Annotated in this window: 18 protein-coding genes; 13 read left to right on the top strand and 5 right to left on the bottom strand. The window is 42.2% G+C overall.

Annotation, left to right across the window (positions count from 1 at the left end):
* The first annotated feature begins 6 nt into the window (after nt 1–6).
* The 6 genes from tpiA to T497_RS0110670 all read left to right on the top strand — a co-directional run bounded on the left by tpiA (nt 7) and on the right by T497_RS0110670 (nt 4,638).
* Nucleotides 7–783 carry a triose-phosphate isomerase gene (gene tpiA / locus T497_RS0110695; protein WP_028515615.1) on the top strand — a complete coding sequence of 259 codons (777 nt, stop codon included), beginning with the start codon at nt 7–9 and terminating at the stop codon, nt 781–783.
* A gap of 60 nt (nt 784–843) precedes the next feature.
* Nucleotides 844–2,364, top strand: a complete 1,521-nt coding sequence (gpmI, locus tag T497_RS0110690; RefSeq protein ID WP_028515614.1) for a 2,3-bisphosphoglycerate-independent phosphoglycerate mutase — start codon at nt 844–846, stop codon at nt 2,362–2,364.
* 114 nt (nt 2,365–2,478) lie between these two features.
* On the top strand, nt 2,479–3,516 hold the full coding sequence (locus tag T497_RS0110685) for an FAD:protein FMN transferase (protein ID WP_028515613.1): 1,038 nt from the start codon (nt 2,479–2,481) through the stop codon (nt 3,514–3,516).
* Nucleotides 3,509–3,865, top strand: coding sequence for a NusG domain II-containing protein (locus T497_RS0110680; protein WP_028515612.1), 357 nt, complete (start codon nt 3,509–3,511; stop codon nt 3,863–3,865). Before T497_RS0110685 ends, T497_RS0110680 begins: the two co-directional genes overlap by 8 nt.
* Nucleotide 3,866: 1 nt before the next feature.
* A complete protein-coding gene (locus T497_RS0110675) occupies nt 3,867–4,367 on the top strand; it encodes a Gx transporter family protein (RefSeq protein ID WP_028515611.1) in 501 nt (166 codons plus the stop codon).
* Between the two features lie 43 nt (nt 4,368–4,410).
* The gene (locus T497_RS0110670) at nt 4,411–4,638 is read left to right on the top strand and encodes a hypothetical protein (RefSeq protein ID WP_028515610.1); all 228 of its coding nucleotides are present in this window, start codon (nt 4,411–4,413) and stop codon (nt 4,636–4,638) included.
* A gap of 27 nt (nt 4,639–4,665) precedes the next feature.
* On the opposite strand, the gene T497_RS0110665 is transcribed toward T497_RS0110670, so the two are convergent.
* Nucleotides 4,666–5,181: a cob(I)yrinic acid a,c-diamide adenosyltransferase gene (locus tag T497_RS0110665; protein ID WP_028515609.1), complete on the bottom strand. Its 516-nt coding sequence runs from the start codon at nt 5,179–5,181 to the stop codon at nt 4,666–4,668.
* A gap of 119 nt (nt 5,182–5,300) precedes the next feature.
* Between T497_RS0110665 and T497_RS0110660 the strand changes: the two genes are divergently transcribed.
* The 3 genes from T497_RS0110660 to T497_RS0110650 all read left to right on the top strand — a co-directional run bounded on the left by T497_RS0110660 (nt 5,301) and on the right by T497_RS0110650 (nt 9,800).
* Nucleotides 5,301–6,089: an HAD-IIB family hydrolase gene (locus T497_RS0110660; protein ID WP_028515608.1), complete on the top strand. Its 789-nt coding sequence runs from the start codon at nt 5,301–5,303 to the stop codon at nt 6,087–6,089.
* Nucleotides 6,090–6,273: 184 nt separating this feature from the next.
* Nucleotides 6,274–7,491 (top strand): 6-phosphofructokinase, encoded by a 1,218-nt coding sequence (locus tag T497_RS0110655; RefSeq protein ID WP_028515607.1) that lies wholly within the window; start codon nt 6,274–6,276, stop codon nt 7,489–7,491.
* Between the two features lie 212 nt (nt 7,492–7,703).
* A complete protein-coding gene (locus T497_RS0110650) occupies nt 7,704–9,800 on the top strand; it encodes a glutamine synthetase III (RefSeq protein ID WP_028515606.1) in 2,097 nt (698 codons plus the stop codon).
* 74 nt (nt 9,801–9,874) lie between these two features.
* Here the strand turns inward: T497_RS0110650 and T497_RS0110645 are convergent, their stop codons facing one another.
* From T497_RS0110645 to T497_RS0110630, 4 genes are all read right to left on the bottom strand, one after another.
* Nucleotides 9,875–11,416: a hypothetical protein gene (locus T497_RS0110645; protein ID WP_028515605.1), complete on the bottom strand. Its 1,542-nt coding sequence runs from the start codon at nt 11,414–11,416 to the stop codon at nt 9,875–9,877.
* Nucleotides 11,406–11,912, bottom strand: coding sequence for an RNA polymerase sigma factor (locus tag T497_RS0110640; protein WP_028515604.1), 507 nt, complete (start codon nt 11,910–11,912; stop codon nt 11,406–11,408). The genes T497_RS0110645 and T497_RS0110640 overlap by 11 nt, the downstream gene beginning before the upstream one ends.
* 93 nt (nt 11,913–12,005) lie before the next feature.
* Complete coding sequence (locus tag T497_RS0110635) at nt 12,006–12,893, bottom strand: radical SAM protein (RefSeq protein WP_080693358.1); 888 nt, start codon at nt 12,891–12,893, stop codon at nt 12,006–12,008.
* The gene (locus T497_RS0110630) at nt 12,883–13,155 is read right to left on the bottom strand and encodes a hypothetical protein (protein ID WP_028515602.1); all 273 of its coding nucleotides are present in this window, start codon (nt 13,153–13,155) and stop codon (nt 12,883–12,885) included. Before T497_RS0110630 ends, T497_RS0110635 begins: the two co-directional genes overlap by 11 nt.
* Before the next feature lie 172 nt (nt 13,156–13,327).
* Here T497_RS0110630 and proC point away from each other — a divergent pair, with 172 nt between their 5' ends.
* The 4 genes from proC to tnpA form a co-directional block, all read left to right on the top strand.
* Nucleotides 13,328–14,128, top strand: coding sequence for a pyrroline-5-carboxylate reductase (gene proC / locus T497_RS0110625; RefSeq protein WP_028515601.1), 801 nt, complete (start codon nt 13,328–13,330; stop codon nt 14,126–14,128).
* Between the two features lie 50 nt (nt 14,129–14,178).
* The gene (locus tag T497_RS0110620; protein WP_028515600.1) at nt 14,179–14,766 is read left to right on the top strand and encodes a hypothetical protein; all 588 of its coding nucleotides are present in this window, start codon (nt 14,179–14,181) and stop codon (nt 14,764–14,766) included.
* A gap of 18 nt (nt 14,767–14,784) precedes the next feature.
* Nucleotides 14,785–15,708 (top strand): DUF624 domain-containing protein, encoded by a 924-nt coding sequence (locus T497_RS0110615; protein ID WP_028515599.1) that lies wholly within the window; start codon nt 14,785–14,787, stop codon nt 15,706–15,708.
* Between the two features lie 161 nt (nt 15,709–15,869).
* The coding region (tnpA, locus tag T497_RS0110610; RefSeq protein WP_028515598.1) for an IS200/IS605 family transposase at nt 15,870–16,081 on the top strand (212 nt) is incomplete at its 3' end.

Genomic DNA, 16,081 nt, shown 5'->3' with positions numbered 1-16,081 from the left:
ATTAACATGAACAAGTCATTAAGAAAGGCTATTATCGCAGGAAACTGGAAGATGAACAAGACACGCCCCGAGGCTAAAGCACTTCTCGAGGCTATCAAGCCCCTTGTTGCTAACGCTGAAGGCAAGATTGAGGTCATCGCTTGTGTTCCTTTCACAAACCTTGAAACAGCTATCAACACAACAGCAGGCAGCAACGTAAAAATCGGTGCTGAGAACGTTCACTTCGAGAAGAGCGGCGCTTTCACAGGCGAGATCTCTGCTGATATGCTTACAGAGCTCGGCGTTGAGTACGTTGTTATCGGTCACAGCGAGAGAAGACAGTACTTCGGCGAGACAGATGAGACTGTAAACAAGAGAACTATTGCAGCTCTCGAGGCTGGTCTCAAGCCTATCGTTTGCGTTGGCGAGCTCAAGTGGGAGCGTGAGTGCAACATTACTGAGGAAGTTATCGCTCGTCAGATCAAGCTCGACCTCTGGTCACTTACTGCTGAGCAGATAAAGAACGTTGTTATCGCTTACGAGCCTGTATGGGCTATCGGTACAGGTCTTACAGCTACTCCTGATCAGGCTGAGGAAGTTTGCGGATTTATCCGTGCACAGCTTGCTAAGCTCTTCGACCAGGCAACTGCTGACGCTGTAACTATCCAGTACGGCGGTTCAATGAACGCTAAGAACGCTGCTGAGCTTCTTGCTAAGCCAAACATCGACGGTGGTCTTATCGGCGGTGCTTCACTCAAGGCTGAGGACTTCAACGTAATCGTTCAGGCTGCTGTAAACGGCTGATAAAACTTATAATTATGAGGGCGGATATCTTCCGCCCTTATGTATGAAAGGAAAATTAGAATGTCAAAGAAACCTGTAGCACTTATCATCATGGACGGCTTCGGCTATAATCCCGATACATACGGCAACGCTATCGCTGCCGCTAAGAAGCCAAACATTGACAAGTATATGGCAGAGTGCCCTAATACTATTATCGGCGCAAGCGGACTTGATGTTGGTCTGCCTGACGGACAGATGGGTAACTCTGAGGTAGGTCACACCAATATCGGTGCAGGACGTATCGTATATCAGATGCTCGTTAAGATCTCAAAGGATATCAAGGACGGCACTTTCTTCAATAACAAGGCTATTCTTGACGCTATGAACAACTGTAAGGCAAAGGGCAGTGCTCTGCACCTTATGGGACTTCTCTCACCGGGCGGCGTTCACAGCCACATGGAGCATATGTACGGAATCGTTGAAATGGCTAAGAAGAATGGTCTCGACAAGGTTTATATCCACGCATTCCTTGATGGACGTGATGTTCCTCCGTCATCTGCTGCCGAGTATATGGAAGAGGCAGTTGCAGAGCTCAAAAAGATCGGTCTTGGCAAGATAGCTACTATCTCAGGACGTTTCTACGCTATGGACAGAGACAATGCATGGGACAGAGTTGAAAAGGCTTATGCAGCTCTCGTTTACGGCGAGGGCGTAAAGGAATCTGATCCTGTACAGGCTATCAAGAATTCCTACGCTAACGAAGTTACCGACGAATTCATGCTTCCTACAGTAATCGAGGGCGGCGCTCAGATAAAGGCTGATGACAGCGTTATCTTCTTCAATTTCCGTCCTGACAGAGCAAGACAGATCACACGTTCATTCGTTGATCCCGAGTTCAGCGGATTTGAGAGAAGAAACGGTTTCTTCCCTGTCAACTTCGTATGCATGGCTCAGTATGACGCTACAATGCCTAATGTATCTGTAGCTTATCCACCTGAGCAGCTCAAAATGACAATGGGCGAATACCTTGCAAAGCTTGGCAAAACTCAGCTTCGTATCGCAGAAACACAGAAGTATGCACACGTTACATTCTTCTTCAACGGCGGCGAGGAGAAACAGTTCGAGGGCGAGGACAGGATCCTTATCAAGTCTCCTGATGTTCCCACATTTGACCTCAAGCCTGAAATGAGTGCTTATGAAGTATGCGACGCTGTATGCGAGGCAATTGACTCTGACAAGTATGATGTTATTATCCTCAACTATGCAAACTGCGATATGGTTGGTCATACAGGAATCTTTGACGCTGCTGTAAAGGCTGTCGAGGCTACAGATACCTGCGTAGGCCGCATGGTTGACAAGATACTTGCAAAGGGCGGCGCAGCTCTTATCACAGCCGATCACGGTAATGCTGACAAGATGATGGAGCCTGACGGAAGTCCGTTCACAGCTCATACAACAAATCCTGTTCCTCTTATCGCTGTAGGCGTTGAGGGCGAGCTAATCGAAGGCGGCGTACTTGCAGACCTTGCACCTACAATGCTCGATATCATGGGAGTTCCACAGCCTGCTGAAATGACAGGAAAGAGCCTCCTCAAGAAGTAATTTTAAAAGCGGATCATATGATCCGCTTTTTTTGTTGCACTTGGTTTACTAAAATGGTTGCAAATACTAACAAGATGTGTTATAATTAGCACAGTTTTGATTAGGAGAACTTTTATGTCTTTGAGAAAAAATCTTGTTTTCACAGCAATTGCCGCTATCTCGATCTTTTGCGGCTGTGCAGATAAAACAAACAATGATAAAAATATTGCAGTAACACGCGATGTATTTGCAATGGATACATATATGGAGCTGAAAGCTTACGGAAAAAACGCTGGACCTGCTCTTGAAAAAGCTGAAAAACGCATACATGAGCTTGAAAACGAACTTTCAGCGACTTCGGATCAAAGTGATATCTGGAAGATAAACCACTCCTGCGGAAAAGAGACTGCTGTCAGCGATGATACAGCTGTACTTATTGATAAGGCATTAGAGATAGGGGAGAGCACAAACGGAGCTCTTGATATAACTATCTTTCCTGTTTTAAAAGAATGGGGATTCACAACACAGAAATATCATATCCCTGAAGAGTATAAGCTTGAAAGTCTGCTTGAAAATGTCGATTACAGACAAATAAAACTTAATGATAAGACAGTATTTATTCCTGAGAATGCCGAAATCGACCTTGGCGCTCTTGCAAAAGGCTATACAGGCGATGAAATAATGAAAATATTCAAGTCACATGATGTTGATTCGGCTATAGTAAGTCTTGGCGGCAATGTACAGACATTGGGCAGCAAGCCCGACGGCAGTGACTGGAAAGTTGCAGTCCGCGATCCGTTTTCGCCTGAAAAAGATATGTGCGTTGTGGAAATAAGCGACAAAGCAGTAATAACCTCAGGAAATTATGAGAGGTTCTTTACAGGAGATGACGGTGAAAGATACTGGCACATTATTGATCCTGCCGACGGTTATCCTGCGGAAAACGGCTTTGTTTCAGTAACGGTTATAGGTGAAAACGGTCTTAACTGCGACTGTCTGTCAACTGCGCTCTTTGTTGCAGGTTTAGGCGGATATAAGGAGATAATAAAGGGCTATCAAGGGTACGACTTTATTTTTGTGACTGATGATGAAAGAATTCTTTATACAGGCGGAATAAAAGATAAATTCCAGAACATCAGCTCTATGACTGCCGAGGTGATAAATAATGACTAAGAGCGATAAGCTTCTTATAGCGGCAATAGCATTGATTTTCTCTGCGTCTGTCATAGCTATTATTTTAGGCATGAAAAAGTCGGACAGCACCTGCGTAGAGGTAGTTCAGAATAACAGGATAATTTACAGATTTGACCTGTCACAGGAAGAAAACATGACTTTCCGCGTAGAATTCCCCGACGGCGGATGGAATGATATAAAAATAGAAAACGGCAAAATATCAATAATCGACGCAGATTGTCCGGATAAGACCTGCGTAAAGACAGGAGTTCTGCGTTCCGAAAGTATCCCGATAGTGTGTCTGCCACATAAGCTCGTTATCAGATTTTCAGATAAGGAGAATGAATAGTATGAAAGCAAAAAAATTAGCAAGACTGGCACTTTTGACCGCTGTTGCTCTCATTATATTCATAATAGAACTGCAAATCCCGAATATTATCCCGATACCAGGAGTAAAGCTTGGACTTGCAAATATTGTCACTGTTTATGCGGTTTACAAGTATTCTGCAAGAGAAACAGCCGCAGTTGTTGTCACAAGAGTGGTACTTGGCTCGATTTTTGGCGGAAATATCGCCGCTATCATGTACAGTATGGCGGGAGCCGTGATGTGCCTTGCAGGTATGCTTCTTATCAAACGTATCGTATCGATGAATTTTATATGGCTTAGCAGTATTTTAGGTGCTATACTGCATAACACCGGACAAATGATAGTTGCAGTTCTGGTAATGCGTTCATTTGCTGTGCTTTCTGTTTATCCTTTTTTGCTTGCCGCAGGCTGTATCGCAGGCGCATTCACAGGTTTATGTGCGCAATTTCTTATCAAAAGAGGAAGTCTTGAAAAAACAGATTGAAAATCATCTGAAACTGTGATATAATACAGTAGAGGTGAAAACAATGAATCCAATGAATCTGATAAAGCTGAAATCTCTTCTCGATAGATTTAAAGTAAACCACCCGAAGGTTCCGCTCTTTTTCAAGGCAGCCGTTGGTTCAGTGAGAGAGGGAAGTGTTATAGAGATCAAGGTGATTCCTCCCGAGGGGGACAGCAAGACCATAATAACTAATCTGAAGGTGAATTCGGAGGATATAGCTTTATTTGAAGAGCTAAAAGACATGACATAAAAAACTGCCGCATGATTGCGGCAGTTTTTAGTATTCTATGCCTTTTCTTGCTGAAATACCCATGGTATAAGGGTGCTTTAAAGCTGTCATTTCGGTTAGATAATCAGCAGTTTCTCTAAGCTTTTCAGTCGGAGTACGGCCTGTCATAACTATTTCGCCTTTATTTACTGTATTGTCGATAAAATAATCGGCAAATTCCATATCAATAAGCTTTTTATTATATGCGTCAAGGAACTCGTCGAGTATAAGAAGATTTATATCACCTTTTTCAAGTAACTCAGCCGCTTTTTTGAGCATTTCAGTATGCTGCTGCGTTATTTCATCAAGCTCCTGTTCGTTCATTGAAAAAGTGAATTTATTGCATTTATCGCAGCAAAACACTTCGATACTATCTAATTTTTTTAAAACAGTTATTTCGGAAGAACTCCCGTTTTTCAAAAACTGAAAAAAGCCGACTTTCATGCCTGCACCGGCTGCTCGAACAGCTAAACCGACAGCGGCAGTCGTTTTTCCCTTTCCGTTGCCATAGTAAATGTGGAGCATATCTCATCACCTCAGGTATATTATATCATTTTACAGTATTATTTGCAACTCCGAAATTTCTTGACATTGCCTTTATTTCGTAATATAATGTTTATTGTTAATGGATAAGGAGTGTTTTTATGCGTTCAATAATATTTTTCGACATCGACGGAACTCTTGTAACTGAGGACGCAAGAGCAGTAATTCCTCAAAGTACCCGTGAAGCTATCAAGCTTACTCGCTGGAAAGGCAATCTAACGTTTATTAATTCGGGCAGAACGGCTTTCAATATCAGTCCGCGAGTTAAAGAATTAGGATTTGACGGTTACATTTGCGGCTGCGGAACTTATATAGAATACGGCGGAGAAGTGCTTTTTTCAAGAACTATCCCACAGGAAGAGTGCAGAAGTATAGCCGAGCTCATGAGAAAATGCAGGGTAACTCCTGTATACGAGCATTCGGAGGGCTATTTTTTCGATGATAAAGCTCCGATAGCAGACGGACTGAAAGAGTTTATGGAAGTATTCGTTGATTCGGGAATAGATATCAGCGGCAGGGTAGAGGACGATGACTTTGGATTTGATAAATTCGTGATCTGGGTAAATCCTGAAAGTGATATGGAGCTTTTTACGCGAGAAATCGGAAAGAGCTTCTCGATAATAGACCGCGGCGGCGGATTTTATGAAAACGTTCCCCTTGGCTACTCAAAGGCTACTGGCATAGAAATGGTTTTGAAAAAGCTGGGAATATCAATGAATAACGCCTATGCTATTGGCGACAGTATGAACGACCTGCCAATGCTTGAGGCAGTACCTAACAGCATAGCAATGGGCGGAGCTGAGAAGATCTATCCATATGTTTCATATATTACATCTCCTATCGAAGAGGACGGTATCAAAAACGCTCTGTTGCATTTCAATCTAATATAACCTTTTGTATATCTATTGTGCAATAATTGCTGTATTTTTCAAATATTGCGCTTATATGTTACGTTTTTTTGGATTTTATACTTATTGAAAAATACTATTCATCATGATATAATATAATTGAAGCCGTATGGCTAATATTATGGGAGGGACGGCTTGGCAAATACTGCCGAGCTAATGTACGAATATGAATATTGCAGTTGCACAGTCAGGAGGTCCGACCTGCGCGATAAACGCATCTTTGGCAGGCGTTTTCAATGCAGGAAAAAAATCAGGAAAGATAAATAAGATATTTGGCGTTCTAAATGGTATAGAGGGTATCATTAACGACCAAATGGTCGATCTTTCTGAAAAAATCGACAGCGATGTAAGCTATCAGCTGCTTCTCAGAACACCGTCTGCTGTTCTTGGTTCATGCAGAAAAAAGCTTCCGAGCTATACAGAAAGCACTGAGATCTATGAAAAGATAACAGCAGTGCTTCGCTGGCGTGATATAGGCATTTTTTTCTATATCGGCGGTAATGACTCTATGGACACCGTTGCCAAGTATTCAGAGTATCTTCGTGCATACAATATTGATGATATAAAAATAATCGGTATCCCAAAAACAATAGACAACGATCTTTGCGAGACCGACCATTCCCCGGGATTCGGTTCAGCTGCTAAATATGTTGCCGCTACCGTTCAGGAGATAACCCGTGACAGTAACGTTTACAGTATACCGTCTGTAACTATTATCGAGACTATGGGACGTCATGCAGGCTGGCTTGCTGCTGCGTCATGCTGTATCAGAGCAAACGGCGAGAGCGCTCCTCATCTGGTATATCTTCCTGAAGCTGTGTTCAGTATTGAAGGTTTCCTCAGAGATGTCAAGGAGCAGATGAAGAAGCACCGTGCAGTCATTGTTGTTGTATCTGAGGGAGTAAAGACTGCTGAGGGCAAGTTTGCTGCCGAAGAGTATCAGTCAGGTCAGAAAGACGTGTTCGGTCACAGCTATCTCGCAGGAATCGGCAAATTCCTTGAAAAGCTTGTAGGTGCTGAGATAGGCTGCAAGGTTCGTTCAATAGAGCTCAATGTTATGCAGAGATGCAGCTCCCACATTGCTTCACTGGAGGATATACAGTCAGCAGAGGCTATTGGCATGGCAGCTGTAAATGCAGGACTTGATGGCAAATCAGGCTGTATGATGACTTTTGTAAGAGAATCAAATATGCCCTACAGCTACAGAATTGACACTGTAGACGCAGCAAAAGCAGCAAATACTGAAAAGTTCTTCCCACGTGAGTGGATCAACGAGGAAGGAAACAATGTTCTTCCTCCTGCATATGACTACCTTATGCCCCTTATACAGGGTGAACTCCACGCAATAATGAAGAACGGTATGCCTCTTAACTTTGTAATATAACGAATTATCCTCGGAGAGATCCGAGGATTTTTTGTGTTAGCATGGCAAAATATACTTTTTTTAACATCGGCGTACATATATTTTGTATCAAGAAGAAAAAGTACAGTGCCCGAGTTCATGTTATATTGACAAATTGACGTCATAGTGGTATAATTGAAAAATATAATGGAGTATTGTATTTAGGAGCGGATATGCTCTGAGGAGGAAAGAATATGTCAGTTAATATTCCCGAGATTTTTGCCTGCAATGTCTTTAATGAAGAAGTAATGAAAACAAGACTTCCAAAGAATGTCTATAAAGCACTGAAAAGGACAATGCAGAACAACGAGCCCCTTGCCGATATGGAAACAGCAGATGTTGTTGCCAATACTATCAAGGAATGGGCTATAGAAAGAGGCGCTACTCACTACACACACTGGTTCCAGCCAATGACAGGCTCTACAGCCGAAAAGCATGACTGCTTTATAAATCCTGCCCCTAATGGTATGGCTATTATGGAGTTCTCAGGCAAGGCTCTTGTAAAGGGCGAACCCGACGCTTCATCATTCCCGTCAGGCGGACTCAGAAGAACAAGCTCAGCAAGAGGATATACCGCATGGGATCCTACTTCCTACTGCTTCGTAAAAGAGGGAAGTCTCTATATCCCAACAGTATTCGTATCATACACAGGCGAAGTCCTTGATAAGAAAACTCCGCTTCTTCGCTCAATGCAGGCGCTCAGCAAGACAGCTGTTCGCTTCTTGAAGCTTTTTGGAAACGACAGAGTTACAAGAGTAACATCAACTGTAGGCGCAGAGCAGGAATATTTCCTCATAGATAAGGAAAAGTTCGACCAGCGTGAAGACCTTATCCTTACAGGAAGAACACTTTTTGGTGCAAAGCCGCCAAAGGGACAGGATCTTGACGATCAGTACTTCGCAAATCTCCGTCCGAGAGTTGCTGCTTATATGGCAGACCTTGACGAAGAGCTCTGGAAGCTTGGCATCTACTCAAAGACCAAGCACAACGAGGTAGCTCCTGCACAGCACGAAATGGCTCCTATTTTTACCACATCTAACCTCGGTACAGATCAGAACGAGCTCGCTATGGAGGTAATGGAAAAAGTTGCTCTAAAGCACGGTCTTGTTTGTCTCCTTCACGAGAAGCCTTTCGAGGGCGTAAACGGCTCAGGTAAGCATAATAACTGGTCTATGTCTACAAACGACGGTCAGAATCTTCTCGATCCCGGCGATACTCCAATGGATAACCTCCAGTTCCTCACAATTCTCTGTGCTCTTATCAAGGGCGTTGACGAATACGCTGACCTTATGAGACTGTCAGCTGCTTCAGCAGGCAACGACCACAGACTCGGTGCAGATGAAGCTCCGCCTGCTATCGTTTCAATGTTCCTCGGTGAAGAGCTCGAAGCTGTATTACAGGCTATCGAGGACGACGGCGAGTACAAGACAAAGACACGTACATTCAAAATAGGCGTTGATGCACTGCCTTCATTCCCTAAGGATTCTACAGACAGAAACAGAACTTCACCATTTGCATTCACAGGTAACAGATTTGAGTTCAGAATGGTTGGTTCTTCCGATAATATTGCTTGTCCGAATGTACTTCTCAATACTATCATGTGTGAGGAGCTCAGCCAGTTTACTGAGATACTTGAGCCGTTCAAGGGCAAGGATAACTTCGATGCAGAGGTAAGAAAGCTTCTCAAGAGCGTTATCAAAGATCACAGAAGGATCATTTTCAACGGCGACGGCTACTCTGCCGAGTGGGTTAAGGAAGCTGCTAAAAGAGGACTTCCTAATTACGCTTCAACTGTTGATTGTATGCCTCACTACACAGATGAAAAGAATATCCGTATATTCCGTAAGTTTGAGATATACAACCAGAACGAGGTAGCTGCAAGAACAGAGATACACCTTGAAAAGTACTCCAAGACTGTACGTATCGAGGCACGTACAATGGTAGAAATGGCAAGAAAGCAGCTTCTTCCTGCTACCATGGAACACGTTCAGAGTCTCTGTGAAGCTATCGCAACAAAGAAGCAGATAGGCTTTACCTGCAATACAGATGAGAAGATAGCAAAGAAGCTCAATGAACTTGCTGACCGCTTCTACGATTCAATAGAGCGTCTCGAAGCTCGTATCACTGAAGCAAACGCAGTCAAGGAGATACAGGCTCAGGCTGAATTCTTCCACGACAAGGTGCTTGCTGAAATGGATATCATGAGAAGCATTGCAGACGAGATAGAGCTCAATATGCCTGCTTCAAAGTGGCCTATCCCGGCTTATTCCGAGATCATTTACAACGTATAATTATAAAAGCCGTCCATTCGGACGGCTTTTTTGTAAAACAAAGGCGATACACACTGATGTATCGCCTTTTGATATTATTTGATATCCTTTACAGGTAATATCGGGTATTTTTCCGAGTTCTTATAGTATGAATGATTCATCGCATGACCTGTATAGTCTACATACAGATCATCAAGGTCATCTGCATCAGCGACAAGCGATATCCTTACATGAGTTTCGCCGCCTGCTGGGATATTTATAGCGTTTTTACCTGATTTATTATCTGATTCAAGTGATAAAAAGTCCTCGCAGGCAAGCTTGCTGTGATTCAGAAGCATTTTATCTGTATTGCTTGCTTTAACACGCCAGTAGCAGTCCCATTGGGGAGCTATGATCAGACTTGGGAATATATTGCAGCCAAGCTTACAGTTTTCGCGATCCTCAAATATATCTTCGTCCCCGACGTTTTTGTATGTCAAATCGAGAACTATAACTTTCTTTTGTGTCTTTACAGTATCTGTAATTTCATCAATAGTATTTATACCGTCTCCGACAGTACCGTAGTAATAGGTTTCATATATCTTGCCGTCTTCGCCAAGAAATTCGCTGTAATCCGCATCCCAGCCGCAGCCGTCAGTTGTTATACCGTCGAAATTATCCTGAACCCATGCGTCATTAACAGTTATCTCGATATTATTTTCGTCTTCACGCTCTTCCTTGACTGTATCGCCAACGCTTACTACAGTAAAGTCGTCAATACTCTTTCCGCTTGTTGCAGGCTGAACGCTATTGGTATCGGTAGATTCTTCTCTGTTGAACCATATACCTGCTGCTTGTTCCTCAGACGGAACAAGCTTAGCACCGTCAATAACACTGCGGACGTCATCGTCTGAGATATCATCGGTAAGGTACAGCTGAAGCATAAAGTTTGTTCCCTTGAAATGGATCCATACAACTCGTCCGAATGAATTTGTGTCTTCTGCACCTAAGTACATATTTTCCTGACGGTAGAATATATAAGCTGTCTTTTCATCATTGGATACATCGTCAAGCTTTACTATACTGCCCACTTTTTCAATCATAGGTGTAGCCGCTGATACACGGTATTTAATAGGAGTGATACCTCCGCCTGTTCCTACAACATACTTGAAGTCGTGTTCTCTCTGATAAGTTCCCTCGGGCAGAAATGTGTACTCAACATCATAGTTCTGCTCGTCGTTTGCTTCTTCATCAGTAGGGGTAAATCTAAGGATATACTGATATTCGCCGTTCTTTTCAAGCTGGAGTACACCTTTTGTTTCATCTTCGGCTTCTGTAGGTTCTTCGGGAGTTATTACTGTCTGAGTTGCTATCTCTTCCTCGTTCTCTACCTCCGCCATAGGTGACGAAGTGGGAATTGCTCTTGAGATAGCATATATCGATATAGGAGCGCCTATAACAACGGCTGCCGCAGCTGCTACCATACTGATATAACGCCTTTTGATATGATTTGTTGTCTTTTTCATAATATTTCCTTTCTGTATGTCCTCCCTGCGAAGTTCATACCTCACGGAGAAATCATGCTTTTTGTCTGATGAAAAGGCTTCATCAACTATTTTGTCCCATTCTTTTTTGGAAGGTATACCTTTATTTCTCATTGTTGATCTCTCCTTTCGATTTTAAGCGCTTTTTCGTACGTTCAAAGCGTTTTCTTACATTTGCTTCGGTGAGGGATAATTTATCCGCAACTTCCTTCCATGACAGTTCCTCGATACATCGAAGAGTGACGATCTTTCTATCGGTCTCGCTCAGTACGCCCAATATCTCGTTCATTGAGCCGTTGTCAGAATATTGCTGAGCTTTGTCGGCGACTTGCAAGGCATCGTCAATGGGGATTTCCTCGCTGTACCGCCGCTTATTCCTGCGATAGATGTTTATGGAAGTGCTTTTTATGACCTTAACGATATACGCCTTTGTCTTTTCGCTGTGACAGTCACCGAGTTTTGCGATTTTATGCATGATACGAATAAAAGCCTCTGAGACAGCGTCCTCGGCAAGTCCCACGTCATGCAGAACAGCGTAGGCTATTCGGTACATGGGCTGCTCGTATATTTCATAGAGCTTTTTCAGCTTTTCAGATTCGTCATAAGTCATTTTATCACCTCGATTGAAACGTTTCATAACATATAACACATTTGAAGCACTATTTGTGACACAAAAATTAAAAAAGCTCCGTTTTGGAGCTTTTTATATTCCCGAAAGGTCAAAATCAGGCACATATTCCTGTGAAGCCGAGCTTTTTTGCTGGGTAAAGCCGTTGATACCAAGCTCAGCCGCAAGATTTACAACGCTGTTGTATTCCATTTTCGTAACGCGGCGTTTAAGCTCGGGATATTTGTCGGAAATAAATTCAAAGGGAGTATACTGGTTCATTATGCTGACAAGAACATTTTTCGGAGCCGTATTTTCAGCTATCCACCTGATTATCTCCATGGAATCATGTCTGTGAGAGGGGAGTACCATATGACGTATTACAGTGCCTTTCAAAAGACCGCCTTCGTCGTTGAATTTAAGCTCTCCTGTCTGCTTTATCATAGCCAGTACTGCCGCTGAAGCTTTTTCAAAATAATCAGGAGCATTTGAGTACTTTGCAGATATTTCTGAGGAAAAGTATTTCATATCGGGCAAATAGATATCAATATATCCGTCGAGCATTTTTAGAGTCTCAACTGATTCGTAGCCGCCGCAGTTGTAGACTACAGGTACAGACAGCTTGCTTTTTACCATATCAAGAGCATTTATAATATTCGGAACAAAATGCGTAGGAGTAACAAGGTCTATGTTATCTGCTCCCATGTCCTGCAATCGCAGGAAAATATCTCCTAATTCTTCGTCAGATATCTCTTTTCCGAAAAGCTCGTTGCTTATCTTATTGTTCTGACAGAAACAGCAGTGAAGATTGCAACCCGAAAAGAAAACAGTTCCTGCGCCGTTTTTATAGGAAATACAGGGTTCCTCCCACTTATGCAGAGAAGCTCTTGCGACTACAGCTTTATCTCCTGCACCGCAGAAACCTTTTTCCTTTGTCCTGTCAGCGCCGCATTCTCTCGGACACAGCTTGCATTCATAATTCATATTCATCTTCCTTATAGTCTCTGAAATCAAAGTTTTCGGAGGTAGCAGTACTGTTGAGCAGTTCTTTTACGCTTATATTGTTGTTTATGCAATACATAGCCGCAGAAGCAAGAAAGATACTTTTAGATATCCTGTTCTTTTTACAAAAATCAGTTATAAGCCTGTCCTCGTAAATACTTGCCCTGCATGAAAGACTTTTATAATAGATAACGCTATTGGAATAGCGTGTTATTTTGTTGTTTTTGGGTTTCTTTCTGTCCATTTTTGTTTCCTCCGCCAGCTGAATAATCTAATTTTAGCACTGTAATTATAAAAAGTCAATAAATGCCGCAAAAAAACGCCGCTAATCATTGAATAACGCAAAAAATACACTTGCTTTTTTGTACAAAGTGATGTATAATAAATAGTGCATTATTACATAAGGAGCTATAGCTATGATGAATATAGGTTTTATCGGTGCAGGAAACATGGGCACCGCAATAATGAAAGGAATCTCAACAAGCACTCTCGGAGCTGAGGTAAAGCTTTTCGCATTTGATCCATGTACAGAAAAGCTTGCTGCTCTTGCTGAATACGGAGTAAGCGGCTGTTCTTCAGAAAAGGAGATAATGGAGAACTGCAAATATGTATTTCTCGCAGTTAAGCCACAGATAATCGAGGGAGTACTTGAGGCAATATCCGCTCATACCACAAAGGATACTGTTATAATCTCTATTGCCGCAGGTATTGGCGACGAATTTATTGCAAAGAAAACTATTCCCGACGCAAAGGTAGTTCTTGTAATGCCGAACACACCTCTCCTTTTAGGCGAAGGTGCTTCTGCACTTTCAAGAAACGAGCGCGTTACCGATGAAGAGTTTGAAGTGGTTATCAACATCTTCAGGATATGCGGCAAGGCAGCAGTTATCTCAAAGGATAAGATGAAGGAGATAATCGCTATTAATGGCAGCAGTCCTGCATTCATTTACCTCTTTGCAAAGGGATTTATCGACTATGCAGATTTGGTAGGCATCGACAAGGCAGCAGCTGAGGAGCTCTTTACTCAGAGCCTTATCGGTTCTGCAAAGATGATAACCGATTCGGGATATACTATTGACGAGCTTATCAAAATGGTATCTTCACCGGGAGGAACTACTCTTGCAGGTCTTGACAGACTGTATGAGGGCAATCTTACAGACGTAGTAAAGAATTGCTGCGACAGCTGTACAAAGAGAGCATACGAGCTTTCAAAATAAGTCTAAAATAATTATCATGCGCATATATTTCTGTGAAAGGAATGATGTGCATGAAACAAATAAGTACGTTCAACAATAAAAAAGACGGGACAAGCTTGCTTTTTTACATGATATTCGTTATCATTGGCATAGCGATAGGAGCTTTTATCGCAGGAAAAAGTCGGCTTTCGGCTTCTGTATGGATAAATCAGATGCTTTATACAAAGTCCTTTTCATGGAGGGATTCGCTCCATACTCTTGTATCGCTGCTTCTGTTTTTAGGCGCAGCCTATCTTGCAGGATTATTTGCTTTCGGACGAGCCTGCGGACTTGCTCTGCTCATGTACAGAGGGATAGGTATAGGAGTGTCAGCAGCCCTGATGTATGTCATTTACGGCAAAGCTGCTGTGCTGCCTGTTGTTTTTACCTTTTTGCCAAGAGCTTCTGCTGCAGCTTTTATTGCAGCTGTAGCTGTAAGGGAATCCGTCCGTAATTCAAGGGCTATCCTTGCTTTTTGCATGAACAGATATGACGAAAGTGAAAACAGCGTAAGCTTCAAGCTGTATTGTCTCAGATTTATCGTACTTATTATATTTTCAATACTAATTTCTGCGGCTGACGGAGCTGTCATACATCTTTACAGCTCTTTCAGCAGATAGAAAACGGAGGAATTTTAATTGGGCATTTTTTTCAAGGATTATGTCAGCGCAGGCTCAGGTATAGCCAAAAACGCTCCTAAAAAGAAAGGAGCTGCACTGTTTTTTGATATACTTGGCAGAAAATTCTGGAAGCTTCTGGCGCTGAATTTTATTTATATGTTATTTTTCTTGCCATTTCTGCTGATTTTATTTGCACTGGCAATATTCAAGAACAATTATAACGGCTTTGTAATATCCACAGTGGTTTTGTTGGTAATTTTTGCAATATTCATCGGACCTGCTACAGCAGGATTGACCAAGGTAATAAAAGCCTTTGTTATTGAAAAGCACACCTTTATATGGCGAGATTTCTGGGGAGCTTTCAAGGACAACTTCAAAAACGCCGCTATAGTAGGCTTTATTGACTGTCTTATTCTTGCGTCGGCATTTTCTTCATTACAGGTCTATCCTGCTATCGCGATACAGACAGGCTCTAAGATAATGTACATACCCATGGTTATCGCTTTCAGTTTGTTCGTTGTTATATTGATAATGAATTATTACATTTTCCCGATGATGATAGCAACAACATTATCTCTGAAAAATCTGTTAAAGAACTCATTTGCCCTCGCATTTGTAGCATTGAAGCAGAATTTCATCATCTTTATCGTTTCATTGCTGACACTTGCGATTATGGGTGTGTTCTTGTTCTTTGTATTCCCTGTATTCATGCTCCTGCTGCCGTTCTTTCCAGCAGCATTCCTGTGTCTGTTCAGTTGCTTTATAAGCTATCCAGTGATACAGAAATACGTTATCAATCCTTATTACACAAGCATAGGAGAGATAAACCCCGAGCTTATCGACGATACTCCCGATGAGGATGAGCGAATCTTCGAGGACATGGGCGGTAAGGAAAAGCCTATTGAAAAGCGTTCAAAGGGCAAAGGAAAAAGAATATCATAAAATAATCGGCACTTTTTGTGCCGATTTTATTGTATTCCGAAAACCCCTGGCTCTGCCAGGGGTTCAAAGAAGCTTTAGCTATGAGTAGAAAAAGAAAACCTCCCATGTTATAATGGTAATGGTCTGCCAACCAAACTGAAAATAACAAAGGAGGTATCGTCATGAAACGAGACGATATAAATAGTTTAGCACATTCCAAGTGGAATTGCAAGTATCATATAGTGTTTGCACCGAAGTATAGACGAATGGTGATTTATAGTCAGATAAAAACTGATATAGGAAAGATACTAAGAAGGTTATGTGAACAAAAAGGAGTAGAAATAATAGAAGCAGAAGCATGTCCGGATCACATACATATGCTGCTTGCAATTCC

The sequence above is a fragment of the Ruminococcus flavefaciens MA2007 genome (genome assembly GCF_000621845.1).
Taxonomy (GTDB): Bacteria; Bacillota; Clostridia; order Oscillospirales; family Ruminococcaceae; genus Ruminococcus; species Ruminococcus flavefaciens_E.
This window is presented reverse-complemented; position numbering and strand designations above follow the sequence as displayed.

Excerpts from the sequence above, each read along its gene's own strand:
- tpiA (WP_028515615.1), top strand. The coding sequence starts at position 7 with ATGAACAAGTCATTAAGAAAGGCTATTATCGCAGGAAACTGGAAGATG.
- gpmI (WP_028515614.1), top strand. The coding sequence starts at position 844 with ATGTCAAAGAAACCTGTAGCACTTATCATCATGGACGGCTTCGGCTAT.
- T497_RS0110685 (WP_028515613.1), top strand. The coding sequence starts at position 2,479 with ATGTCTTTGAGAAAAAATCTTGTTTTCACAGCAATTGCCGCTATCTCG.
- T497_RS0110680 (WP_028515612.1), top strand. The coding sequence starts at position 3,509 with ATGACTAAGAGCGATAAGCTTCTTATAGCGGCAATAGCATTGATTTTC.
- T497_RS0110675 (WP_028515611.1), top strand. The coding sequence starts at position 3,867 with ATGAAAGCAAAAAAATTAGCAAGACTGGCACTTTTGACCGCTGTTGCT.
- T497_RS0110670 (WP_028515610.1), top strand. The coding sequence starts at position 4,411 with ATGAATCCAATGAATCTGATAAAGCTGAAATCTCTTCTCGATAGATTT.
- T497_RS0110665 (WP_028515609.1), bottom strand. The coding sequence starts at position 5,181 with ATGCTCCACATTTACTATGGCAACGGAAAGGGAAAAACGACTGCCGCT.
- T497_RS0110660 (WP_028515608.1), top strand. The coding sequence starts at position 5,301 with ATGCGTTCAATAATATTTTTCGACATCGACGGAACTCTTGTAACTGAG.
- T497_RS0110655 (WP_028515607.1), top strand. The coding sequence starts at position 6,274 with ATGAATATTGCAGTTGCACAGTCAGGAGGTCCGACCTGCGCGATAAAC.
- T497_RS0110650 (WP_028515606.1), top strand. The coding sequence starts at position 7,704 with ATGTCAGTTAATATTCCCGAGATTTTTGCCTGCAATGTCTTTAATGAA.
- T497_RS0110645 (WP_028515605.1), bottom strand. The coding sequence starts at position 11,416 with ATGAGAAATAAAGGTATACCTTCCAAAAAAGAATGGGACAAAATAGTT.
- T497_RS0110640 (WP_028515604.1), bottom strand. The coding sequence starts at position 11,912 with ATGACTTATGACGAATCTGAAAAGCTGAAAAAGCTCTATGAAATATAC.
- T497_RS0110635 (WP_080693358.1), bottom strand. The coding sequence starts at position 12,893 with ATGAATTATGAATGCAAGCTGTGTCCGAGAGAATGCGGCGCTGACAGG.
- T497_RS0110630 (WP_028515602.1), bottom strand. The coding sequence starts at position 13,155 with ATGGACAGAAAGAAACCCAAAAACAACAAAATAACACGCTATTCCAAT.
- proC (WP_028515601.1), top strand. The coding sequence starts at position 13,328 with ATGATGAATATAGGTTTTATCGGTGCAGGAAACATGGGCACCGCAATA.
- T497_RS0110620 (WP_028515600.1), top strand. The coding sequence starts at position 14,179 with ATGAAACAAATAAGTACGTTCAACAATAAAAAAGACGGGACAAGCTTG.